The organism is Pseudomonas sp. TSO6, assembly GCF_056098905.1.
On sequence record NZ_JBLZWV010000057.1, the window covers coordinates 1 to 20,281 of the forward strand.

Annotated in this window: 23 protein-coding genes; 11 read left to right on the forward strand and 12 right to left on the reverse strand. The window is 63.2% G+C overall.

Annotated features, from left to right (window positions below):
- Positions 1-554 precede the first annotated feature (554 nt).
- Entirely contained in the window at positions 555-1,286 is a 732-nt protein-coding gene (locus tag ACN6NG_RS22270) for an amidotransferase (protein WP_197899562.1), read from the reverse strand.
- 525 nt (positions 1,287-1,811) lie between these two features.
- Between ACN6NG_RS22270 and ACN6NG_RS22275 the strand changes: the two genes are divergently transcribed.
- Entirely contained in the window at positions 1,812-2,612 is an 801-nt protein-coding gene (locus ACN6NG_RS22275) for a cytochrome c (RefSeq protein WP_474316243.1), read from the forward strand.
- A gap of 46 nt (positions 2,613-2,658) precedes the next feature.
- Here the strand turns inward: ACN6NG_RS22275 and ACN6NG_RS22280 are convergent, their stop codons facing one another.
- The 4 genes from ACN6NG_RS22280 to ACN6NG_RS22295 form a co-directional block, all read right to left on the reverse strand.
- Positions 2,659-2,991, reverse strand: coding sequence for a ribonuclease E inhibitor RraB (locus ACN6NG_RS22280; RefSeq protein ID WP_016500954.1), 333 nt, complete (start codon positions 2,989-2,991; stop codon positions 2,659-2,661).
- Between the two features lie 180 nt (positions 2,992-3,171).
- Positions 3,172-3,408, reverse strand: a complete 237-nt coding sequence (locus tag ACN6NG_RS22285; RefSeq protein WP_016500955.1) for a hypothetical protein — start codon at positions 3,406-3,408, stop codon at positions 3,172-3,174.
- A gap of 204 nt (positions 3,409-3,612) precedes the next feature.
- Positions 3,613-5,670, reverse strand: a complete 2,058-nt coding sequence (locus ACN6NG_RS22290; RefSeq protein WP_197899564.1) for an LTA synthase family protein — start codon at positions 5,668-5,670, stop codon at positions 3,613-3,615.
- Between the two features lie 274 nt (positions 5,671-5,944).
- On the reverse strand, positions 5,945-6,136 hold the full coding sequence (locus tag ACN6NG_RS22295) for a PLDc N-terminal domain-containing protein (RefSeq protein WP_012271091.1): 192 nt from the start codon (positions 6,134-6,136) through the stop codon (positions 5,945-5,947).
- Positions 6,137-6,263: 127 nt separating this feature from the next.
- Between ACN6NG_RS22295 and ACN6NG_RS22300 the strand changes: the two genes are divergently transcribed.
- Complete coding sequence (locus ACN6NG_RS22300) at positions 6,264-7,202, forward strand: ZIP family metal transporter (RefSeq protein ID WP_049274066.1); 939 nt, start codon at positions 6,264-6,266, stop codon at positions 7,200-7,202.
- Between the two features lie 63 nt (positions 7,203-7,265).
- Here ACN6NG_RS22300 and ACN6NG_RS22305 read toward each other — a convergent pair whose 3' ends face one another.
- Both ACN6NG_RS22305 and ACN6NG_RS22310 read right to left on the reverse strand, forming a co-directional pair.
- Positions 7,266-7,796 carry a hypothetical protein gene (locus ACN6NG_RS22305; protein WP_016500958.1) on the reverse strand — a complete coding sequence of 177 codons (531 nt, stop codon included), beginning with the start codon at positions 7,794-7,796 and terminating at the stop codon, positions 7,266-7,268.
- Between the two features lie 60 nt (positions 7,797-7,856).
- The gene (locus ACN6NG_RS22310; RefSeq protein ID WP_049274071.1) at positions 7,857-8,381 is read right to left on the reverse strand and encodes an ankyrin repeat domain-containing protein; all 525 of its coding nucleotides are present in this window, start codon (positions 8,379-8,381) and stop codon (positions 7,857-7,859) included.
- A 266-nt stretch (positions 8,382-8,647) separates the two neighbouring features.
- Between ACN6NG_RS22310 and ACN6NG_RS22315 the strand changes: the two genes are divergently transcribed.
- Positions 8,648-8,920: a DUF3509 domain-containing protein gene (locus ACN6NG_RS22315; protein ID WP_016500960.1), complete on the forward strand. Its 273-nt coding sequence runs from the start codon at positions 8,648-8,650 to the stop codon at positions 8,918-8,920.
- 123 nt (positions 8,921-9,043) lie between these two features.
- Here ACN6NG_RS22315 and ACN6NG_RS22320 read toward each other — a convergent pair whose 3' ends face one another.
- The 3 genes from ACN6NG_RS22320 to aroC form a co-directional block, all read right to left on the reverse strand.
- Positions 9,044-9,580, reverse strand: coding sequence for a cupin domain-containing protein (locus ACN6NG_RS22320; protein WP_474316249.1), 537 nt, complete (start codon positions 9,578-9,580; stop codon positions 9,044-9,046).
- The gene (locus ACN6NG_RS22325; RefSeq protein WP_474316251.1) at positions 9,580-10,734 is read right to left on the reverse strand and encodes an MFS transporter; all 1,155 of its coding nucleotides are present in this window, start codon (positions 10,732-10,734) and stop codon (positions 9,580-9,582) included. Before ACN6NG_RS22325 ends, ACN6NG_RS22320 begins: the two co-directional genes overlap by 1 nt.
- A gap of 151 nt (positions 10,735-10,885) precedes the next feature.
- Complete coding sequence (aroC, locus tag ACN6NG_RS22330) at positions 10,886-11,977, reverse strand: chorismate synthase (protein ID WP_474316253.1); 1,092 nt, start codon at positions 11,975-11,977, stop codon at positions 10,886-10,888.
- A 236-nt stretch (positions 11,978-12,213) separates the two neighbouring features.
- On the opposite strand from aroC, the gene ACN6NG_RS22335 reads away from it, so the two are divergent.
- Together ACN6NG_RS22335 and ACN6NG_RS22340 are read left to right on the forward strand one after the other, a co-directional pair.
- A complete protein-coding gene (locus tag ACN6NG_RS22335; protein ID WP_197899455.1) occupies positions 12,214-13,176 on the forward strand; it encodes an alpha/beta hydrolase in 963 nt (320 codons plus the stop codon).
- A 64-nt stretch (positions 13,177-13,240) separates the two neighbouring features.
- Positions 13,241-14,023: a hypothetical protein gene (locus tag ACN6NG_RS22340; protein ID WP_353456489.1), complete on the forward strand. Its 783-nt coding sequence runs from the start codon at positions 13,241-13,243 to the stop codon at positions 14,021-14,023.
- A 122-nt stretch (positions 14,024-14,145) separates the two neighbouring features.
- Here ACN6NG_RS22340 and prmB read toward each other — a convergent pair whose 3' ends face one another.
- Positions 14,146-15,054, reverse strand: coding sequence for a 50S ribosomal protein L3 N(5)-glutamine methyltransferase (gene prmB, locus ACN6NG_RS22345; protein ID WP_016500966.1), 909 nt, complete (start codon positions 15,052-15,054; stop codon positions 14,146-14,148).
- 179 nt (positions 15,055-15,233) lie between these two features.
- On the opposite strand from prmB, the gene ACN6NG_RS22350 reads away from it, so the two are divergent.
- From ACN6NG_RS22350 to ACN6NG_RS22370, 5 genes are all read left to right on the forward strand, one after another.
- Positions 15,234-15,824 carry a cysteine hydrolase family protein gene (locus ACN6NG_RS22350; protein ID WP_012271080.1) on the forward strand — a complete coding sequence of 197 codons (591 nt, stop codon included), beginning with the start codon at positions 15,234-15,236 and terminating at the stop codon, positions 15,822-15,824.
- An 86-nt stretch (positions 15,825-15,910) separates the two neighbouring features.
- Positions 15,911-16,231, forward strand: coding sequence for a hypothetical protein (locus ACN6NG_RS22355; RefSeq protein WP_060497502.1), 321 nt, complete (start codon positions 15,911-15,913; stop codon positions 16,229-16,231).
- 320 nt (positions 16,232-16,551) lie between these two features.
- The gene (locus tag ACN6NG_RS22360) at positions 16,552-17,112 is read left to right on the forward strand and encodes a Smr/MutS family protein (protein ID WP_043201135.1); all 561 of its coding nucleotides are present in this window, start codon (positions 16,552-16,554) and stop codon (positions 17,110-17,112) included.
- A 70-nt stretch (positions 17,113-17,182) separates the two neighbouring features.
- Entirely contained in the window at positions 17,183-17,728 is a 546-nt protein-coding gene (gene folE, locus ACN6NG_RS22365; RefSeq protein ID WP_003252789.1) for a GTP cyclohydrolase I FolE, read from the forward strand.
- Between the two features lie 60 nt (positions 17,729-17,788).
- Positions 17,789-18,160 (forward strand): glutaredoxin family protein, encoded by a 372-nt coding sequence (locus tag ACN6NG_RS22370; protein ID WP_474316259.1) that lies wholly within the window; start codon positions 17,789-17,791, stop codon positions 18,158-18,160.
- A 49-nt stretch (positions 18,161-18,209) separates the two neighbouring features.
- Here ACN6NG_RS22370 and ACN6NG_RS22375 read toward each other — a convergent pair whose 3' ends face one another.
- Complete coding sequence (locus ACN6NG_RS22375) at positions 18,210-18,812, reverse strand: glutathione S-transferase family protein (protein WP_353456487.1); 603 nt, start codon at positions 18,810-18,812, stop codon at positions 18,210-18,212.
- 278 nt (positions 18,813-19,090) lie between these two features.
- On the opposite strand from ACN6NG_RS22375, the gene ACN6NG_RS22380 reads away from it, so the two are divergent.
- Entirely contained in the window at positions 19,091-20,281 is a 1,191-nt protein-coding gene (locus ACN6NG_RS22380) for a benzoate/H(+) symporter BenE family transporter (protein ID WP_016500971.1), read from the forward strand.

Genomic DNA, 20,281 nt, shown 5'->3' on the forward strand with positions numbered 1-20,281 from the left:
CACAGGCCTCCCAGGCAGTGCAATCCTGTGGGAGCTGGCTTGCCGGCCATTGGGCTGCAAGGCATCCCCCACAAGGGCGCCACAGGCCTCCCAGGCAGTGCAATCCTGTGGGAGCTGGCTTGCCGGCCATTGGGCTGCAAGGCATCCCCCACAAGGGCGCCACAGGCCTCCCAGGCAGTGCAATCCTGTGGGAGCTGGCTTGCCGGCCATTGGGCTGCAAGGCATCCCCCACAAGGGCGCCACAGGCCTCCCAGGCAGTGCAATCCTGTGGGAGCTGGCTTGCCGGCCATTGGGCTGCAAGGCATCCCCCACAAGGGCGCCACAGGCCTCCCAGGCAGTGCAATCCTGTGGGAGCTGGCTTGCCGGCCATTGGGCTGCAAGGCATCCCCCACAAGGGCGCCACAGGCCTCCCAGGCAGTGCAATCCTGTGGGAGCTGGCTTGCCGGCCATTGGGCTGCAAGGCATCCCCCACAAGGGCGCCACAGGCCTCCCAGGCAGTGCAATCCTGTGGGAGCTGGCTTGCCGGCGATTGGGCTGCAAGGCAGCCCCTGCCACTACGCCGCGTTATGCTTGCTCGCCGGCTGCTGGATAAAGCGCATCATCCACTCCCCCACCAGGTCGCCTTGGTGCTCGCTGGCCAGGCTGGCCACGGCCTTGTGGTACACCTCATCCCCCAAATACTCCTGGCGGGCATCCAGCAGCGCGCGGGAATAGTCGTGCACGAACTCCGGGTGGCCCTGGAAGCACAGCACCTGGTCACGAATGTGGTACGCCGCATTCGGGCAGAAATCGCTTGAAGCAATGACCGTGGCGCCTTCCGGCAATTCGGTCACCTGGTCCTGGTGGCTGATCAGCAAGGTCAGCTCCGACACCTCCGGGTCCATCCACGGCGCATGGGCCGCCAGTGAGTAACGATGGATGCCCACGCCCCAGCCCTTGTCGGCCCGCTCGGCCTTGCCACCCAGGGTCAACGCCAGCAACTGATGGCCAAAACACACACCTAACAGCTTCTCGCCACGCTCGTACAGCTTCAGCAAGTAGGCCTTGAGTGTCTGGATCCAGGCATCGGTACCGAACGAATCGGCCTTGCTGCCCGTCACAAGGTAGGCATCAAACACTTCATTGTCGGCGGGGTAGTCGCCGTGCATCACGTTGTAGACACGAAATTCGGCGGCGATCGGCTGACGCGAGAAGAGCTGCTCGAACATCCTGCCGTAGCCCTGGTACTGCGCCGTCAACTCCGGTCGCAGGACATCGGTTTCAAGGATGCAGATGCGTAACGACATAGGGGTAGTCCTGAACGACATGGGTGGGAATCTGCTGTAGAGACTGACGCGAAAGGCACGTACAAGCAAGTAGGCTGCACTGACGAACGGTCACATTTCGTCGGTAACCGCCTGGCACTTGCGCCACTGTCTAGCCAGAGCATGCCAGCCAGATGGCACATGGCCTCATAGCGAATGGAAATCATCAGGCCAGACAATTAGAACAAAGGGTTCTCAAACATGGATCACACACACCCTACTGTTGGTTGTATATCCACTTTCAAGAGGCAGGCATTTCAGGCACCACGCGGTGCCACTGTGATCGACCCGAAGCGCGACAAGGAAGCCAACGGGTATTCAGGAATAACAACAAGAAGGCGGTCCGCCATGTTCAGACAATCGAAAATTCGCCAAGCTGGGCTCATTCTCTTTGCCACGACTTTGCTGTTGATATTGCCGAACCTGACACGTTTGTTCGGCTGACAGCGGTGGCGCCAACAGGCAGCACACAGGTAACCTGCCGGCCTTGATGGCCGGAGATTGCCCATGCGCCACTGCCTTGCCCTGGTTGCGTTGTTCCTGAGCCTGCCGCTGCCGGCGGCGCAACTGCACCTTGAACTGGGCGCCAGCGCGCGCGAGTGGAGCAGCGCCGAGTTGCTCGGCCACCCAGAGGCGCAGGATATCAGCGTCGATCAGGATGTTTCCTACAAACGCCCCATGCACTATCGGGCGGTGCCGTTGGCCACGCTGCTTGTAGGTGTGAGCCCCAGCGATCACCTGCAAGCCGTGGCACTGGATGGCTTTGCCGCCGAGATGCCCGCCGCACCGCTGCTGCAGCAAGGGCCGGCACGGGCCTGGCTGGCCGTGGAAGACCCCGACAAGCCGTGGCCCGCACTGGGCAAGGGCAAACCCAGCGCGGGGCCGTTTTATCTCGTGTGGACTGAACCCCGAGCCAGCGGCATCCGCCCGGAGCAGTGGCCATTCCAGATTTCCACCCTGCGTAAACTGGCGGCTGTCGAGACGCGGTTCCCGGCATTGCTACCCGACCCGAAGTTGCCCGCCGACAGCCCCGTGCGCCAGGGCTTTGCCTTGTTCCAGCAAAATTGCATGGCGTGCCACCGCCTGAACGGTGCCGGGGATGCGCAGATGGGGCCCGATTTGAACGTGCCGCACAACCCGACCGAGTATTTTCAACCGGGTTATCTGCGCAAATTGATTCGCGACCCGCAGAGCCTGCGGCAGTGGCCACAGGCGAAGATGCCGGGGTTTACTGAAAGCGTGCTGAGTGAGCAGGAGCTGGATGCGTTGCTGGCCTATCTGGGGCATATGGCCAAGCGCAGGCCTTGAGGGCTTCTTCGCGGCGTCACCCGCGAAGAAATGCAACAGCAAGCCTTCAGGCTGTCTGCCGTTCGTGCTTGACGCCCCACCCTTCCACCTCCCCCCCATAAGGTGTCACCAGCTGCTCAAAGGTCTCTTCAAAGTCGCCAATACCGCCATAGGTGGCGTACATGACCTTGCTCAGTTCCAGGTGCCAGGCACCGTCGCCCAGCTCTTTCACCTGGGCATTGAGCGATTCGCCCCGAAACTGCCCGGCGGCACGGCGGGCCCCTGCTTCGTCGGGGAATACGGCATAGAACTCGATGGGGTGGATCTGGGTGAAGTCGAAACCGCCTGCTTTCATCTGGCGCAGGACGTTGGTGCTGATATCGTCGTTCTGGCTGCTCATGAATCGTCCTCCTGAATAAAGCAATGGATAGACTTTCCGTGCACTACGCACCTGCCGGCAATCAATGGCCGAACAGTTCGAGCTGATGCAAGACGCGAATTGAAACGGCGCCGACCCGCAGAATAGGCGGGCACCTTTCATCATCGTAGCGCCTGAACAGGCGCCACGCAAACGTGTGGGTCAAGGCGCTTCGTGGATGCTGGTGATGGTCACCCCACTATGCTCCTTGAGCCAGCGGGCGGTCGGGGAGATGGTGCGGTCCTGGAAGTCGTTGAGGTCCAGCTCGTCCATTACCGGGAACAGCTGCGAACGGATGGCCCTTGCGGCTTCCTCTTCGCTGGGACGATGCTCAGCCCGCAGCATCATGGTGGACGGTTCGCCTTTTTGATCGGCAAAAGTGACTTCCCACTCTTTCATTGAACAAGTCCTCCCAATCCAGAGACACCAAGGTGTGATGCCTGATCAACTGACCCTGGGACTGGGAGAATGTTCAGTCTGTTGGTGCCTCATCGCGGGCCAAGCCCGCTTCCACAAGGTAATCCACTGGCCTAAAGCTCGGTGCAGCACCTGTGGGAGCGGGCGAGCCCGCGAATGGGCCGCAAAGCGGCCCCTTTTGCAGCCTTACTTCGGTGTGCCGTGTACCACACCGGCCGTGTTATCCAGCAGGCTCTTGGTCGCCGTCTGGATATACGCTTCCAGCTTTTTCAGCATTTCCGGCTGGTCCGGGCTTTCGATCAGCTCGGCCTTGAACTCGCTGCCCAGCTGGTAGCGGTACATGCGCGGGGTCATGTCCTTGGACTCGATCAGAATGCGGTCGCCCTGCACCAGGCCGACGATCTGCTCGCTGCCCGAGGGCTTGATCATGCCCATGCCCTGGTCACCCTCAGGCAGGTTGAGCAGGTCGCGCCCCCAGCACTGGTGACGGGTCTGGCCACCCAGGCGGCCCATGATGGTCGGCACGATGTCGACCTGGGTGCCCACGGTGTGATTCACCGCACCAAACTTCTCCTGAATGCCCGGGGCAATCAGCAGCAGCGGCACGTTGAAACGGCCCAGGTCCAGCTCGGTGACTTGCTGGTGGTTGCCAAAACCATGGTCGCCGACGATGACGAACAGTGTTTCCTTGAAGTAAGGCTCTTTGCGCGCCTTCTCGAAGAACTGGCCAAGCGCCCAGTCCGAATAACGCATGGCAGTGAGGTGCTCGTCCAGGCGGCCTTGCCCGGTGACCTTCTCGACCGGCAGGTCTTTGGGCAGCGCGTACGGGGTATGGTTGGACAGGGTCTGCAGCAACGCGTAGATCGGCTTCTTGCCATCGTGCTTGGCCAGTTCCTCGTTGCCGCGGTCGAACATGTCCTGGTCGGACACGCCCCAGGTCGGGTCGGAGAACACCGGGTTGACGAAGTCGTTACGGCCGATGAAGGTGGTCATGCCCTGGTTGCCGAAGAACCCGGACTGGTTATCCCAGGCAAAATCGCCGTTGTAGACGTACACGTCGTCGTAATCACGGGCGCTGAGCAGTGCCGGCAAGCCAGACAGCTTGTGGCCACCTTCCGGGGTCTGCATCAGGTATTCGAAGCCTGGCAGGTTGGGGAAGCAGGCCATGGTGGCGAACATGCCCTGGTGGGTATGGGTGCCGTTGGAGAAGAAGCGGTCGAACAGCAGGCCTTCTTTGGCCAGCTTGTCGAAGTACGGGGTGATATTGTTGGGGCTGCCCAGCGCGCCCACCGAGTGGCCGGCGAAGCTTTCCATCAGGATCACCACCACGTTCTTGATCGGCAGGGTGCGCTCAGCCGGTGGCACGAAGTCGCGGCGGATAGCAGCCTCGTCGGCATCGACCAGGGTGTCGTGGGGGGTCAGCAGCTGTTCACGCACGCTTTGCGTGGCCACGTTCTGCTCCAGCACCGGCTTCCAGATGTTGGCGCGGTCTTCGCCAAAGCGGCTCTTGGCGGCGTCGATCAGTGTCAGGGTGCCGTTCAGGCCCAGCTGGTTGACGAAGTTGGAGTCGGTGGTGAAGGCATCACCCCAGCGCATTGGCGGGCCTTGACGCAGGGTGCCACGGGCAGCGACCACGGCCACCAGCAAAATCACCATGAACACCGCCACGCGTTTGTACCACGGGGCAACGCGGTGCAGGCCATCGCCACGGGTGGCGCGGTCGATCCCTTTGAACAGCAGGCTCAGCAGCCAGGTGCCGAAGGCCCAGGCCAGCAGGTAGCGCACCACCGGGAAACCGTACCAGAGCATGCTCATGACGGTTTTAGGGTCTTCCTTGATGTACTGGAACACCAGGCCGTTGAGGCGCTGGTGGAACTCGCGGTAGAAGTCCATTTCCATCAGGCCGAGGAACATCACCACGCTCGAGGTGAGGGTCAGCCAGAAGCGGAACACGCCACGCCGGGCCATCGCCCAAGGGCTGAGGATGGCCAGCAGCAGCGGAATGCTGAGGTACACCACTACCCGCAGGTCGAAGCGCAAGCCGTTTAGGAAGCCTTCGGCGACAGTCGAATAAGGGGTATCGCCGATCATGTCGCTGTTGTAGACCAGCAGCGCCAGACGCACGAGGCTGAGCATCAGCATGATCACAAGGCCGCTGAGCAGCGTGTAGGCCAGGTGGGATTTCAGGGTCGGCGAAAACGACGTTCGCGCGCCCTGTTGCTTCAAGGCGTCCGTGTTAGCCATGAATGGGAAAGTCCTAGGATTGCGGTTTGCGAAGAGGCGCTGGCGCTAGACCAACGCAGCATTGTGCGGGTGCGGATTCTGTTTAAACCAATGTGAAAATTTTGTCACGGCCCCATTACCGCTTATGTCTGTTTCACCGGCCTGTGGGAGCGGCCTTGTGTCGCGATGGGCTGCGCAGCAGCCCCAGAAATGGATGCCATGACCGAAATCCTGGGGCCGCTACGCGCCCCTATCGCGACGCAAGGCCGCTCCCACAATGAGCACCTCACAGGGTTCAGATGCGCACATTCCCCCGCGGCCCGGCAATCGCCCAGATCACCAGCCCCACCACCGGCAGCAGTGCGATCAACAAGATCCACAACACCTTGATACCCACCTCGCTGCCACTCTTGATCACATTGAGGATGGCCCAGATATCCAGCGCCAGTATGATCAGCCCGACCAGGCTGTTGAATGTAGACCCCATGCTTAAACTCCTTGCCCAGAGGCTTTGCTGCACAGCATAGCCAGCTATCGCACCAATAGAAGGGAATCCTTGGCCGTTGGCGCAGGTCCCTGAGTAGACTGACTGCAATAATTGATTCGAGGTTCGCATGCCCCCCGCACACAGCCAAAGCGCCGCCCCATCGTCACTGCTGCACGCCTGGCGCCAGCAGGTTGCCAACACCCCCTGGCTCAGCGCCGGCCTGGGCCTGAGCCTGCTGGCTGTGGTCGCACTGCTGGCGGCCAGCTTCTGGAACGCGGTGAACGGCGACCATGCCGATAACCTGCACCTGGCCGTGCTGGGTGGGTTGTCCGGCTTTGGCGCCACCGCGCTGGGTGCGGTGCTGGCAGTGGTGCTGCGCGACGTCAGCGCCCGCAACCAGGATGTGATGCTTGGTTTTGCCGCCGGCATGATGCTGGCCGCCAGTTCGTTTTCGCTGATTCTGCCGGGCCTGGACGCCGCCCGCGAGATCACCGGCAACGGCCCCGCTGCGGCCTTTACCGTGGTGTTAGGCATGGGCCTGGGCGTGCTGCTGATGCTGGGCCTGGACCGTTTCACCCCGCATGAGCACGAAAGTACCGGCCCGTGCGGCCCTGAGGCCGAGCGCATCAGCCGGGTGTGGTTGTTCGTGCTGGCGATCACCCTGCACAACCTGCCCGAAGGCATGGCGATTGGCGTGAGCTTCGCTAATGGCGACATGAACATCGGGCTGCCACTGACCAGCGCCATCGCCATTCAGGACATCCCTGAGGGGTTGGCCGTCGCGCTGGCCCTGCGCGCCACCGGGCTGTCGAACATGAAAGCTGCGCTGGTGGCGATCGGGTCGGGGCTGATGGAGCCGCTGGGGGCGGTGATCGGGCTTGGGATTTCGACCGGCTTTGCCCTCGCCTACCCGATCAGCATGGGGCTGGCGGCCGGGGCGATGATCTTTGTGGTAAGCCACGAGGTGATCCCCGAAACCCACCGTAACGGGCACCAGACGGCGGCGACCCTGGGCTTGATGGGCGGGTTTGCGGTGATGATGTTTCTGGATACCGCGCTGGGCTGAAGTTTTGAGGTTGCCAGTGCCGGCCTCTTCGCGGGCTTGCCCGCGAAGAAACAAACGATGAAATCAGACGTGTACAGCGACTTTCAGGGCTTCGAGGGCCGGCTCGACCTTGATGCCCAGCTCGGCCCCCAGCTCCAGCACCCGCGCCAGGTCGTTCTGGCCCACCATCACCACCTGCAGCTCGTCATCCAGCAGCTGGCTGAAGTTCAACAGCACATAACCACCGGCTTCTTTGTTCAACGCGCCCATCTGTACCTGGATGCGGTTGAGCGCGGTCAGTGGCTCGGTGCGGGCCAGCTGCTTGGGCTTGAGGGTGAACGGCACGCTGTTGTCGAACGAGTCGCTGATCTGCTGGAACAGGTCCTGGTAGCTGTCGGCCTGGAACACCACCGTGTCCGGCAGGCTGCCCAGCACCACCCATTCACCCAGCGGGATGGGGAAGCTGTCGTCGTAGTTGATGTCCGGGTTGGCTGCCAAGAAAGCGGCCGGGTCGGCGTAGGCCTGGGCGGCCTCGTCGGCGATGCGCTCGATGTCGGCCTCACGCATGCAGCCGGCGCCAATGAGGCTGATGAATTCGAGCAACTGAGTTTTCATGAAAGGGGGCCTGCGACGGGTGAAAAGTCGCCAAGGATAGCCGCAAATGCCCCCTTGCGGTTAGCCGGCCAGCGTTTGCAAGCGTGCAGCAGCGTCCACTGCACCCATGGTTTGCGCCGCCATCAGCGCGGTCGCGCCGCGGGCATCCTGGCGCGCCGGGTCGGCGCCCTGGGCCAACAGGTATTCAAGGATTTCGCTGCGGTTGAACATGGCCGCCAGCATCAACGCGGTGCGCCCGTCCTGCGCAGCGGCGTCCACCGGCACGCCGTGCTCCAGCAGCAGGCGGATCATCGCCAGGTCCCCCTTGAATGCAGCACCGGCAATGGGCAACTGGCCGTTGTCGTTGGCAATCAGCGGGTCGGCACCTTGCGCCAGTAGCACGCGCACCGCCTCGTGGTGGCCGTGGTAGCTGGCCAGCATCAGCAGGGTGTCGCCCTTGTGGTTGCGCAGGTTGGCCGGCAGGCCGCTGGCGAGCAAGCGCCCAAGCATTTCGGCATCGCCCTGGCGGGCACGTTCGAATACCTGCTCTGCGAATGCAGCGGTTTCGTCATCGGTCATGGTGGCGGGCGCGGTTTGGCTGGACATCGGGAACCTCCTGGCATAAATGATTGCCCAAGTCTTTGTCAGGCACGCCATTGCGGTCAAAGGTTCAGATTCTATAGGGCCGATAGGTAAAGCCGGATCCGTGCAAAATGCACTGTGCAAAATGCACGACCATGCAACCTGCACGGTGCCGCCTCTGAGAACAACCCATAAGTGCCTGTATTTACTGGGTTTTTCTTACAATCAAGTTCTGGCACGGTCGCTGCAACCATCAACTCATGTCTGCCACATAACAGCCAGGAGTTGATATGGACCTCATCCAGCAAAAGTTCGTCTCGGTATTTTCGGCCTATCAAGTGAACACCCAGGCGCGCCCTGATGGCGGGGTGTTGCTTACCCTGCGCGCGACGGATGGCAAGGTGACCCGCCGGGTGTTGACCTATGGGCAACTGCACAGTGCTGAACAGCTGTCCTGGGCGATCAGCGCCATCCGCCGTGACCTGGCTGAACAGGCCAGTGAATTGCCGGTGATTGGCATGCTGCAAAGCCAGCAACGGTTTGCCCTGCCGACCTATCGCTGAGTTTGATGGTGTTGCTACTGGCCCCATCGCCGGCAAGCCAGCTCCCACATTGACCGCGTCGGTCTCAAGGCCTGCGCACAACCTGTGGGAGCTGGCTTGCCGGCGATAGGGCCGGCCAAGCAATTACAGCTCGTCAATCCCCAGAAACGCCCGCGCAGTCACATCCCCGGTGAATCGCGCCTGCACGCCCTGCTCGCTGCCATACAAACGGAACGCCAGGCAAAACGGCGTAGCGCCAAGCTCTACCCAGCGCCGTGTTCCCGCCGGCAGTACCAGCTGGTCACCCTTCTCGCACAGCACCGAATACACCCAGTCGCCCAACCGCAGGCCAACCTGAGCACGTCCACTGACCACGGCAAACACCTCTTCGGCGCCATGCACATGCTCATCGCGAACATCGGCCTGCACCGGGGCTTCACCGTCACGGTTCAACAACACGTAGGCCTTGCTGCCATGTGCCGTCATCAACTGGTCCAGATGCTCACGGCATACGTCCAGCACCTCGTCTTGCGCTGTGCCGGGCCGCACCCGAAGGCCATGCTCGCGGTGGGAAAAACGCACGCCCTGTTCGGCCAGGGTGGCGGCGATGTCCTCGTGGTGGGTCAGCACCTTGTTCGGCAGTTCCGGGCTGGCGGGGTGGAAAACGCTGAGAATGCTCATCAGGGGCGGGTCCTGGTCGGTTGCGAACAAAGGGCAATGATAACGGCTGCAGCCAAGGCTGCGGCACTGGCCATACCAAAGGTGAAGGTGGGGCCCAGCAATTTCCAGCTGTAGCCCGAATACAATGCCCCCAGCGCACCGCCGGTGCCCGACAGCGCCGCGTACAATGCCTGGCCCTGGCCCTGCTGGCGGGCGCCGAAACTGGCCTGCACGAACGCGATGCTGGCAGCGTGGAAGCAGCCGAAGGTGGCCGCGTGCAGCAGCTGGGCGAAGATCAGCACGGCCGGTTCCTGGGCCAGATTGCCCAGCAACACCCAACGCAGTGCCGCCAGCAGGAAGCTGACCAGCAATACGCGTTGCACACTGAAGCGCGCGAACAGCCGGCTCATGACCATGAACATCAGCACCTCGGCCACCACCCCCAGCGCCCACAGCAGGCCGATGGCACTGCGGCTGTAGCCCAGGTGCTCCAGGTGCAGGGTAAGGAAGGTGTAGTATGGCCCGTGGCTGAGTTGCATCAGCGCCACACAGGCGTAGAACGCGATCACCCCCGGGGCACGCAACTGCTGCACAAAACCACCCGCCCCGCTGCGCTCGCCCTGCTCCACCGGCTGGGCATTGGGCACCCACAGGCTGGCAGCGACGATGCCGGCCATGATCGTGACCAGGGCCACCGGGTAGATGTCCAGGCTCAGCCATTCGAACAGGCGGCCCAGGCCAACCACCGTGAGGATGAAGCCGATCGAGCCCCACAGGCGCACCTGGCTGTAGCGCGCTGTTTGCCCGTGCAGGTGGGCCAGGGTGATGACCTCGAACTGCGGCAGCACCGCATGCCAGAAGAACGCATGCAGGGCCATCACCAGCGCCAGCCAGGCGTAGCTTTTGCCGAAGAAGATCAGGGCGAAGGTGGCCAGGGTAGACAACGCGCCCAGGCGCACGATCAGCAAGCGCTGGCCGGTACGGTCGCCCAGCCAGCCCCACAGGTTGGGGGCGATGCAGCGCATCAGCATGGGAATGGCCACCAGCTCGCCGATGCGCGCCGGGGAGAAGCCCAGGTGGTCGAAGTACAGCGCCAGGAAGGGGGCGGTGGAGCCTAGCAGGGCGAAGTAAAAGAGGTAGAAGCTGGACAGGCGCCAGTAGGGGATGGGTTGCATGGGTTTACCGTGTGAACCGGCACCCTCCCTGTAGGAGCAGCCTTGTGCTGCGAAAGGGCCGGTGTCGCCATAGAGATGTGTGCTTGCTGCACCGGCCCTTTCGCAGCACAAGGCTGCTCCTGCAAAGAGCGGGCCGGCGCAAGCGACACGGTCAGAGCTGGCCCAGCACCGGGGTGGTTACCTTCACATCGGCATTCTGTGCGCGGTGGCGCAGCAGGTGGTCCATCAGCGCGATGGCCATCATCGCCTCGGCGATCGGCGTGGCGCGGATGCCCACGCACGGGTCGTGGCGGCCTTTGGTGATGACGTCCACCGGGTTGCCGTCGACGTCGATCGAGCGGCCCGGGGTGGTGATGCTGGAGGTCGGTTTCAGCGCCAGGTGGGCAACGATAGGCTGGCCCGAAGAAATGCCGCCCAGGATGCCGCCGGCGTCGTTGCTGAGGAAGCCTTCCGGGGTGAGCTCGTCACGGTGCTCGGTGCCGCGCTGGGCCACGCTGGCGAAGCCGGCGCCGATTTCCACGCCCTTGACCGCGTTGATGCTCATCAGCGCATGGGCCAGTTCTGCGTCCAGGCGGTCGAAGATCGGTTCGCCCAGGCCCGGCATCACGCCCTCGGCCACCACGGTGATCTTGGCACCCACCGAGTCCTGGTCACGTCGCAGTTGGTCCATGTACGCCTCCAGCTCCGGCACCTTGTCCGGGTCGGGGCTGAAGAAGGCGTTCTGCTCCACCGATTCCCAGGCCTTGAACGGGATTTCGATCGGGCCCAACTGGCTCATGTAGCCACGCACGGTGATGCCCTGGGTGGCCAGGTACTTTTTGGCGATGGCACCAGCGGCCACGCGCATGGCGGTTTCGCGGGCCGAGCTGCGGCCACCGCCGCGGTAGTCGCGGATGCCGTACTTGTGGTGGTAGGTGTAGTCGGCGTGGGCCGGGCGGAACAGGTCCTTGATGGCCGAGTAGTCCTTGGACTTCTGGTCGGTGTTGCGGATCAGCAGGCCGATCGAGCAGCCGGTGGTGCGGCCTTCGAACACGCCGGAAAGGATTTCCACCTCATCGGCTTCCTGGCGCTGGGTGGTGTGCCGGCTGGTGCCGGGCTTGCGCCGGTCGAGGTCGTGCTGCAGGTCGGCCAGGGAAATTTCCAGGCCCGGTGGGCATCCATCGACAATGGCGACCAACGCCGGGCCATGGCTTTCGCCAGCGGTGGTGACAGTGAACAGCTTGCCGTAGGTATTACCGGACATGGACGCTCCGCGAGTTCTGCCTGAAATGGACGAAAGCGGCAGTATACAGATGGATTGGTTGTCTGTACTGGCCCTATCGCCGGCAAGCCAGCTCCCACAGGTAATCTACAATGCCTGGGCCTGTGGTAAACCTGTAGGAGCTGGCTTGCCGGCGATGGGGCCGATCCTGCAACACACAACCCTAGAACCTTCCCGCAAACACTGGGTCAAACCTTCATCTCCCCATGTAGTACCGCATGATGTCGCGCCTCGTCGCCTTACTCTTCCTGCTGTGCACCGGCCTGGCCCAGGCCGCCGCCCCTACTGTGCTGCAACGCCCGATCGACCTGGACACTGGCCAAGGGGTGCTGCATGGCAGCCTGCTGCTGCCGCAACAGGCCACCCCGCCGCCGGTGGTGCTGATCATCGCTGGCTCCGGCCCCACCGACCGCGATGGCAACAACCCGGCGTCGGGCCGCATCGACAACCTCAAGCGGCTGGCCCTGCTGCTGGCCAACGAGCACATCGCCAGCGTGCGCTACGACAAACGCGGGGTGGCTGCCAGCCAGCCGGCCACGCCCGACGAGCGCGACCTCAGCGTGGAGCGCTACGTGGCCGATGTGGTCGCCTGGAGCCACAAACTCAAGGCCGACCCGCGCTTCGGCCCGCTGATCCTGGTCGGCCATAGCGAAGGCGCGCTGATCGCCAGCCTGGCCGCCGAGCAGGCCGGCGCCAGCGCAGTGATCACCTTGGCCGGCAGCGGCAGGCCGCTGGCCGACGTACTGCGCGAGCAACTGGCCCAGCGCCTGCCCCCGGCGCAACTGGCCGGTGGCAGCGCCCTGCTCGACCGCCTGCAGGCCGGGCAAACCAGCCTGGAAGTGCCCGCGCCACTGCGCCAGGTGTTCCGCCCCAGCGTGCAGCCGTACCTGATCTCGCTGTTCCAGCAGAACCCGGCGGCAGCCTTTGCCCGCCTGCCCATGCCCGCACTGATCGTGCAGGGGCGCAACGACGTGCAGGTGGACGTGACCGACGCCGAACGGCTGAAGGCGGCCAAGCCGGATGCGCAGCTTGTGCTGATCGACGGCATGAACCACATGCTGCGCATCAGCCCCAGGGGCATGAGCCAGCAGCGCGACAGCTACCTCAACCCCGAGTTGCCGCTGGCGCGCGAGCTGGGGGAGCGAATTGTGACGTTCATCCAGCATTTGCCTTCGGCGTGAGGTAAACGGGCTCAGGTCCGTGGCAAGCCTGCCGATACAGCAGGCATAGCCGAGGACAAGCCTGATGACCACCGCCCCCGCCGCCGTAGAGCCGGCCGATGAACCCCAGGAAAGCCCTGCCCTGCCTTGGGCCGAGCTGGCCGCCGAACACTTCCAGCTGCTGCGCCTGGCCGCTCTGCCCACCGACCGCAGCACCGGCGCACGGCCGCTGCGCTTTGTGCAGTTCGGTTATGCCGAGCGCCACGACAAAGCCCACAGCCTGCTGCGCATGGAAATCCAGTTGCCTGGGCAAAAGGTGCACAAAGAGCAAAACCGCCTGGATATCCGCGTCGACCATGCCGAGCGAGTGGTGCGCATGGGCAGTGAACATGGCCTGCAACTGGAGCCGGTGAACCGTGGCATCGGCCGCTTCATGCTGGCCCAGGCCGCACAGTGGCTGCAGCGCAAGTGGCCGCACTACCGGGTGCAAGGCATGGCGCTGCCGAGCAAGGATGCCCTGAACGAGGACTCACGCCTGCGCCGTGACCACTGCTTGCGCGGGGTGGGCATTGAGGTGGAGTACGAGGACGGTCAGCACCTGAAGGGCCGTACCGTGGACATGACCGTCGGCCAGCTGAAGGCCGCCTGGAGCAACGAGCGCTTGCAGCGGGTGGACATTCTGGATGCTGCCAACCTGCTGCAGCAGGCGGACCAGCAGTTGCAGGAAAAGGAAGGGCAACTGCGCGAACGCGATGAACGGGTGGCCAAGTACCACCGCGAAGACAGCGGGCTGCGCTTTACCATTACCTGCCTGGTGGCGTTTGCGGTGTTTCAGGCGGGGTTGTTGATCTGGATAGCCACCCGCTGACGCCGCGTCGCGGCCATCGCCGGCAAGCCAGCTCCCACAGGATTACCACAGGCTTGAATATTGTGAATAACCTGTAGGAGCCGGCTTGCCGGCGATTGGGCTGCAACGCAGCCCCTCCCGGCCTAAACGCGGGCCTTGAACAATTCCTGATGCTGGCGGCACTGCTCGGCGGTGAGCATGAACACCCCATGCCCGCCACGCTCGAACTCCAGCCAGGCAAAGTCCACCTCGGGGTACAACGCCTCGACATGGATCTGGCTGTTGCCCACTTCAACAATCAGCAAGCCCTTGTCGGTCAGGTGGTCTGCAGCTTCCGCCAGCATGCGCCGCACCAGGTCCAGGCCGTCGTTGCCGCACGCCAGGCCCAGTTCTGGCTCGTGGTGGTACTCGGCCGGCATGTCGTCGAAGTCTTCGGCATCGACATACGGCGGGTTGGACAGGATCAGGTCGAAACGCTGCCCCGGCAAACCGCCAAAGCCATCGCCCTGCACGGTGTACACACGGCCGTCCAGGCCATGGCGCTCGATATTCTGGTTGGCCACTTCAAGGGCCTCGAACGACAGGTCGGCCAGCACCACCTCGGCCTCGGGGAACACGTCGGCCGCGACGATACCGATGCAGCCCGAACCCGTGCACAGGTCGAGAATGCGCGCGGGCTCGCTCGCCAGCCACGGCTCGAAGCGTTTTTCGATCAGTTGGCCAATGGGCGAGCGCGGCACCAGCACACGTTCGTCGACGATGAACGACATGCCGCAGAACCAGGCTTCGCCCAACAGATAGGCGGCTGGCACCCGCTCTTCGATACGGCGCTTGAGCAAATGCTGCAGGCGTACCCGCTCGTCGTCCTCGAGCATGCAGTCCAGGTAGCTGTCGGCCACCTCCCATGGCAGGTGCACTGCGCCCAGCACCAGCAGGCGGGCCTCGTCCCAGGCGTTGTCGGCACCGTGGCCGAAGAACAGGTCGTGCTCGTGGAAGCGGCTGACCGCCCAGCGGATGTAGTCGCGCAACGTGCGCAGACGGGATGTGATCACGGGGTACTCCTATTTCAGACCGGACAAAAGTCTAACAGCCCCACCCGCACATTTGTTCGTTTGCAGCGCCCAAAGGCTAGCCACAGGCCAGTAACCATGCCGCTTGCGTTGTCAACCATTCCCATTGGCGTCAAGGCAGGGGACAATAGGTATACAAAAGCCCTTCCAAGGAGCCCTTGATGTCCGTTCCAACCACGATGTTCCGCCTCACTGGCCGCGACTACCCGCCGGCCAAGCTGAGCCACGCCAGCCTGATCATCATCGATGCGCAAAAGGAGTACCTCAGTGGGCCCCTGCAGCTGTCGGGCATGGACGAGGCCGTGGCCAACATCGCCAGGTTGCTCGACGCCGCCCGTAAAAGCGGTCGTCCGATCATCCATGTTCGCCACCTGGGCACTGTTGGTGGCCGCTTCGATCCACAGGGGCCTGCCGGCCAGTTCATTCCGGGGCTGGAGCCGCTGGAAGGTGAAATCGTCATTGAAAAGCGCATGCCCAACGCATTCAAGAACACCCAACTGCACGAAACGCTGCAGGCGCTTGGCCATCTCGACCTGATTGTCTGCGGCTTCATGAGCCATTCCAGCGTCAGCACCACCGTTCGCCGCGCCAAGGACTATGGTTACCGGTGCACCCTGGTGGAAGACGCCTCGGCAACCCGCGACCTGGCCTTCAAGGATGGCGTAATCCCGGCGGCGCAGATTCACCAGTGCGAAATGGCCGTCATGGCCGACAACTTCGCTTGCGTGGCCCCCACCGCCAGCCTGATCTGAGCGGCTGGGCATGACCGCCCGGCAGCCGGGCGGAACCCGATGGGCGGCGGCAGGTCGAATTCCGGATATCCACAGAGGAGAGCGGAATGAAGCTTAAAGGCAGTTTCGACGCCAAGCGCCTGCGCCCGCGCCAGCCGCGCAACTGGGGCGCCCGCCTGGCGGCCGGCCTGTCGGCGCTGCTGGCGACCCTGGGCGTGCTGCTGGCCATGGCCGGTGTCGCAGGCCTGCTGGGCAACTACCCTGCACTGCAAGAACTCAATACCAACAAGCCATTGTCCAGCATCCTCACCGGGGCTGGCTTGTTGCTGCTGTGGCTGGGCGTGCGCTTCTGGCGGCGCAGCCGCATTCGCTTGCGTCGCGGGCGGGAACTGAACCTGTCGCCGCATCTGATGAAAAAGCACGACTGAAGCCTGTACTGGCCCTATCGCCGGCAAGCCAGCTCCCACAGGATTACCACAGGCCTGAGTGTTGTGCAGTACCTGTGGGAGCTGGCTTGCCGGCGATAGGGCCAGTGCAGGCTCCCACAGGATTACCGCAAGCCTGAGTGTTGTGCAGTACCGGTGGGAGCTGGCTTGCCGGCGATAGGGCCAGCGCAGGCTCCCACAGGATTACCACAAGCCTGAATGTTGTGCAGTACCTGTGGGAGCTGGCTTGCCGGCGATAGGGCCGGCACAGGCTGCACACCGCCCCACAGTCGCGTAAACTACGCCGCCCACGTGGAGGCATCATGCAAGACGACGATTTTTCCCTGTTCAAGGCCGAAGTGCGTGGCGTAAAGCAAATTCGCCACGACCGCGCCGAAGTCGGCAAGCCCAAGGCCGACCGCCAGAAGCTGGCCGGGCTGCGCCAGGCTGCAACCGTGCGCAGTGACAAGGCCCTGGTCATCGACGGCATGTCCGACCAGTTCGTCATCGACGTTGGCGCCGAAGACGAGCTTATGTGGCGCCGCGACGGCGTGCAGGAAGGCCAGCTGCGCAAGCTGAAGCTGGGGCAGATTCCGTTCGAGGGCAGCCTCGACCTGCACGGCATGACCGTGGAAAAGGCCCGCGAAACCCTGTGGGACTTCATAGCCGAAGCCACCAAGCTGGAAGTGCGTTGCGTACGGGTTACCCACGGCAAGGCGGCACGCCTGGACGGCAAGCGCCCGATGATCAAGAGCCACGTCAACACCTGGCTGCGCCAGCACCCGCAAGTGCTCGGTTTTGCCTCGTGCAGCGCCCGCCACGGCGGCACTGGCGCGGTGTATGTGATGCTCAAGCGAACCATGCTCGAAGGCCGCGACGAGTAACGCCGCGCTTGCAGCGCCGCCCTCACCGCCGTAACCTTCGTTTTTGCGATTTTTTCCCACAGGTAGATCCATGTCCCTGGAACAGAACTACACCGAGATCCTCAGCCAGATTGGCGAGGACGTCTCCCGTGAGGGCCTGCTCGACACGCCCAAGCGGGCTGCAAAGGCGATGAAGTACCTTTGCCGCGGTTATGAGCAAACACTGGAAGAAGTCACCAACAACGCTTTGTTCAGCTCTGACAACAGCGAAATGGTGCTGGTCCGGGACATCGAGCTGTATTCGATGTGCGAACACCACATGCTGCCGTTCATCGGCAAGGCACACGTGGCCTACCTGCCCAAGGGCAAGGTACTGGGCCTGTCGAAGGTAGCGCGCATTGTCGACATGTATGCCCGTCGCCTGCAGATCCAGGAAAACCTCAGCCGCCAGATCGCCGAAGCCGTGCAGCAGGTCACCGGTGCCGCCGGTGTAGCCGTGGTCGTCGAGGCCAAGCACATGTGCATGATGATGCGCGGTGTCGAGAAGCAGAACTCGACCATGATCACCTCGGTGATGCTGGGTGAGTTCCGCGATAACGCCGCCACCCGCAGCGAGTTCCTCAGCCTGATCAAGTGATTGGCTGCTGACCCCAAGCCGACCCCCTCCGGGTCGGCTTTTGCATTTCAGGAGTTGCCCATGATCGTCAAAGCCCTGCGGGTTGGCCTCGGCCAGCTCATCGTGTTCGCTGACTGGATCAGCCGCCCGGCCAAGCGCAAGCGCGACGCCGCTGCCCAGGCCCGCGTCGAGCAAGCGGCCAAGGGCCTGGAGCTGTACCAGTTCCAGGCCTGCCCGTTCTGCGTCAAGACCCGCCGTACCCTGCACCGGCTGAACGTGCCGGTGGCGCTGCGCGATGCCAAGAACGACCCGGTGCACCGCCAGGCCCTGCAGGAAGGTGGCGGCCGGGTGAAAGTGCCATGCCTGCGCATTGAAGAAGCTGGCAAGGTGACCTGGATGTATGAGTCCAAAGCCATCATCGCCTACCTGGATGAGCGGTTTGCGTCGGCCTGACAGATTCTAGTCATCCTGTGCCGGCGATAGGGCCAGCACAGGCTGACAATCAACCCACCATCGGCACATGCCGCGGGTGGCTGCTGACACGCTCCAGCCAGGCCCTTACCGCCGGGTACTCCGCCAGGTCGAAGCCGCCCTGCTGCGCCACATGGGTGTAGGCATACAAGGCCACATCGGCAATCGAGTACTGATCACCCACCAGGTAAGGCGTCATCTGCAGCTGTCGCTCCATCACCCTCAGTGCCTTGTAGCCGCCCTTGTGCAGCTTGCGGTACTCATCTAACCGCTCATCCGGCAGCCCCAGGTAAAACTGGATAAAGCGCGCCACGGCAATGTACGGCTCATGGCTGTACTGCTCGAAGAACTGCCACTGCAACACCTGCGTGCGCAGGCGCGGTTCGCTGGGCAGGAACTCGCTGCCATCGGCCAGGAAGTTGAGAATGGCATTGGACTCCCACAGGTAGCTGCCGTCCTCCAGCTCCAGCACGGGCACCTTGCCGTTGGGGTTCATCGCCAGAAACTCGGGCGTTCCGGTCTCGCCCTTGAGGATGTCCACCGGGTGCCATTCATATGGCCGGCCCAGCAGGCTCAACATCAGCTTGACCTTGTAGCAGTTGCCCGACTGGTAGTCGCCATAGACCTTGTACATCGCCCCTCTCCCCTGTCGCCGTATCTGTATCGCCCTTGTAGGAGCAGCCTTGCGCTGCGAAGAGGCCGTTCCAGCCTATGCATTTGCTGCGCCTGTAAGGGCCTCTTCGCAGCACAAGGCTGCTCCTACAAAAGGCAGGTGCCAAACCGTGCAGTTTTTTAATTGCGCCCAATAGTTGGCGACTGTACGGCTAAAAGCAATGGCTGCTGTATGGCAAGGATCAATCTTGCTCGCTGTAGTCTGAAAAAACTGCTTACACCTTTACAAGGACTTTGTTCATGACCGATGCCACTTCCGCACGCCTGCGGCCCCTGGCAGATACCTCCCCGTCGGCGGTGGTCGCCGGCTTCATCGCCATGCTCACCGGCTACACCAGTTCGCTGGTGCTGATGTTCCAGGCTGGCCAGGCGGCCGGGCTGACCACCGCGCAGATTTCGTCATGGATCTGGGCGCTATCGATCGGCATGGCGGTGTGCAGCATCGGCCTGTCGCTGCGCTATCGCACGCCGGTCACCGTGGCCTGGTCCACCCCCGGCGCCGCGTTGCTGATCACAAGCCTGGGCGGGGTGAGCTATGGCGAGGCCATTGGTGCCTATATCACCTGTGCCGTGCTGGTGCTCATTTGCGGCCTCACTGGCAGCTTCGAGCGCCTGGTCAAGCGTATCCCGGCCTCGCTGGCCTCGGCGTTGCTGGCGGGCATCCTGTTCAAGATCGGCAGCGAAATCTTCGTTGCGGCGCAGCATCGCACATTGCTGGTGCTGGGCATGTTCTTCAGCTACCTGTTGGTCAAGCGGCTGTCGCCGCGTTACTGCGTGCTGGCGGCGCTGCTGGTGGGCACGGCACTGTCCGGCGCCCTGGGCCTGCTGGACTTCAGCGGCTTCCACCTGGAAGTGGCCAAGCCGGTGTGGACCACTCCGAGCTTCTCGCTGGCGGCCACCATCAGCATTGGCATTCCGCTGTTCGTGGTGGCCATGACCTCGCAGAACATGCCCGGCGTGGCCGTGCTGCGCGCCGACGGCTACCAGGTGCCAGCCTCGCCGCTGATTTCGGCCACCGGCTTTGCCTCCCTGCTGCTGGCGCCATTCGGCTCGCACGGGGTCAACCTGGCGGCGATCAGCGCGGCGATCTGCACCGGGCCGCACGCCCATGAAGACCCGAGCAAACGCTATACCGCCGCGGTGTGGTGCGGGATTTTCTACGGCATTGCCGGGGTGTTCGGCGCGACGTTGGCGGCGCTGTTTGCAGCGTTGCCGAAAGAGCTGGTGCTGTCGATTGCCGCACTGGCGCTTTTTGGTTCGATCATGAACGGGCTGACCGTGGCCATGAGCGAAGCGCGCGAGCGTGAAGCGGCGGTGATTACCTTCATGGTGACGGCTTCGGGGCTGACCTTGTTCTCGATTGGCTCGGCGTTCTGGGGGATTGTGGCGGGGGTGCTGGCCTTGATGATCCTCAACCCGCGCAAGGCCTGA

Excerpts from the sequence above, each read along its gene's own strand:
- ACN6NG_RS22320 (WP_474316249.1), bottom strand. The coding sequence starts at position 9,580 with ATGAGCATTCTCAGCGTTTTCCACCCCGCCAGCCCGGAACTGCCGAAC.
- ACN6NG_RS22325 (WP_474316251.1), bottom strand. The coding sequence starts at position 10,734 with ATGCAACCCATCCCCTACTGGCGCCTGTCCAGCTTCTACCTCTTTTAC.
- ACN6NG_RS22360 (WP_043201135.1), top strand. The coding sequence starts at position 16,552 with ATGCAAGACGACGATTTTTCCCTGTTCAAGGCCGAAGTGCGTGGCGTA.
- ACN6NG_RS22295 (WP_012271091.1), bottom strand. The coding sequence starts at position 6,136 with ATGGGGTCTACATTCAACAGCCTGGTCGGGCTGATCATACTGGCGCTG.
- ACN6NG_RS22380 (WP_016500971.1), top strand. The coding sequence starts at position 19,091 with ATGACCGATGCCACTTCCGCACGCCTGCGGCCCCTGGCAGATACCTCC.
- ACN6NG_RS22270 (WP_197899562.1), bottom strand. The coding sequence starts at position 1,286 with ATGTCGTTACGCATCTGCATCCTTGAAACCGATGTCCTGCGACCGGAG.
- ACN6NG_RS22315 (WP_016500960.1), top strand. The coding sequence starts at position 8,648 with ATGGACCTCATCCAGCAAAAGTTCGTCTCGGTATTTTCGGCCTATCAA.
- ACN6NG_RS22350 (WP_012271080.1), top strand. The coding sequence starts at position 15,234 with ATGTCCGTTCCAACCACGATGTTCCGCCTCACTGGCCGCGACTACCCG.
- ACN6NG_RS22285 (WP_016500955.1), bottom strand. The coding sequence starts at position 3,408 with ATGAAAGAGTGGGAAGTCACTTTTGCCGATCAAAAAGGCGAACCGTCC.
- ACN6NG_RS22275 (WP_474316243.1), top strand. The coding sequence starts at position 1,812 with ATGCGCCACTGCCTTGCCCTGGTTGCGTTGTTCCTGAGCCTGCCGCTG.
- ACN6NG_RS22280 (WP_016500954.1), bottom strand. The coding sequence starts at position 2,991 with ATGAGCAGCCAGAACGACGATATCAGCACCAACGTCCTGCGCCAGATG.
- ACN6NG_RS22305 (WP_016500958.1), bottom strand. The coding sequence starts at position 7,796 with ATGAAAACTCAGTTGCTCGAATTCATCAGCCTCATTGGCGCCGGCTGC.
- ACN6NG_RS22370 (WP_474316259.1), top strand. The coding sequence starts at position 17,789 with ATGATCGTCAAAGCCCTGCGGGTTGGCCTCGGCCAGCTCATCGTGTTC.
- ACN6NG_RS22310 (WP_049274071.1), bottom strand. The coding sequence starts at position 8,381 with ATGTCCAGCCAAACCGCGCCCGCCACCATGACCGATGACGAAACCGCT.
- folE (WP_003252789.1), top strand. The coding sequence starts at position 17,183 with ATGTCCCTGGAACAGAACTACACCGAGATCCTCAGCCAGATTGGCGAG.
- ACN6NG_RS22340 (WP_353456489.1), top strand. The coding sequence starts at position 13,241 with ATGACCACCGCCCCCGCCGCCGTAGAGCCGGCCGATGAACCCCAGGAA.
- ACN6NG_RS22335 (WP_197899455.1), top strand. The coding sequence starts at position 12,214 with ATGATGTCGCGCCTCGTCGCCTTACTCTTCCTGCTGTGCACCGGCCTG.
- ACN6NG_RS22300 (WP_049274066.1), top strand. The coding sequence starts at position 6,264 with ATGCCCCCCGCACACAGCCAAAGCGCCGCCCCATCGTCACTGCTGCAC.
- ACN6NG_RS22355 (WP_060497502.1), top strand. The coding sequence starts at position 15,911 with ATGAAGCTTAAAGGCAGTTTCGACGCCAAGCGCCTGCGCCCGCGCCAG.
- aroC (WP_474316253.1), bottom strand. The coding sequence starts at position 11,977 with ATGTCCGGTAATACCTACGGCAAGCTGTTCACTGTCACCACCGCTGGC.
- ACN6NG_RS22290 (WP_197899564.1), bottom strand. The coding sequence starts at position 5,670 with ATGGCTAACACGGACGCCTTGAAGCAACAGGGCGCGCGAACGTCGTTT.
- ACN6NG_RS22375 (WP_353456487.1), bottom strand. The coding sequence starts at position 18,812 with ATGTACAAGGTCTATGGCGACTACCAGTCGGGCAACTGCTACAAGGTC.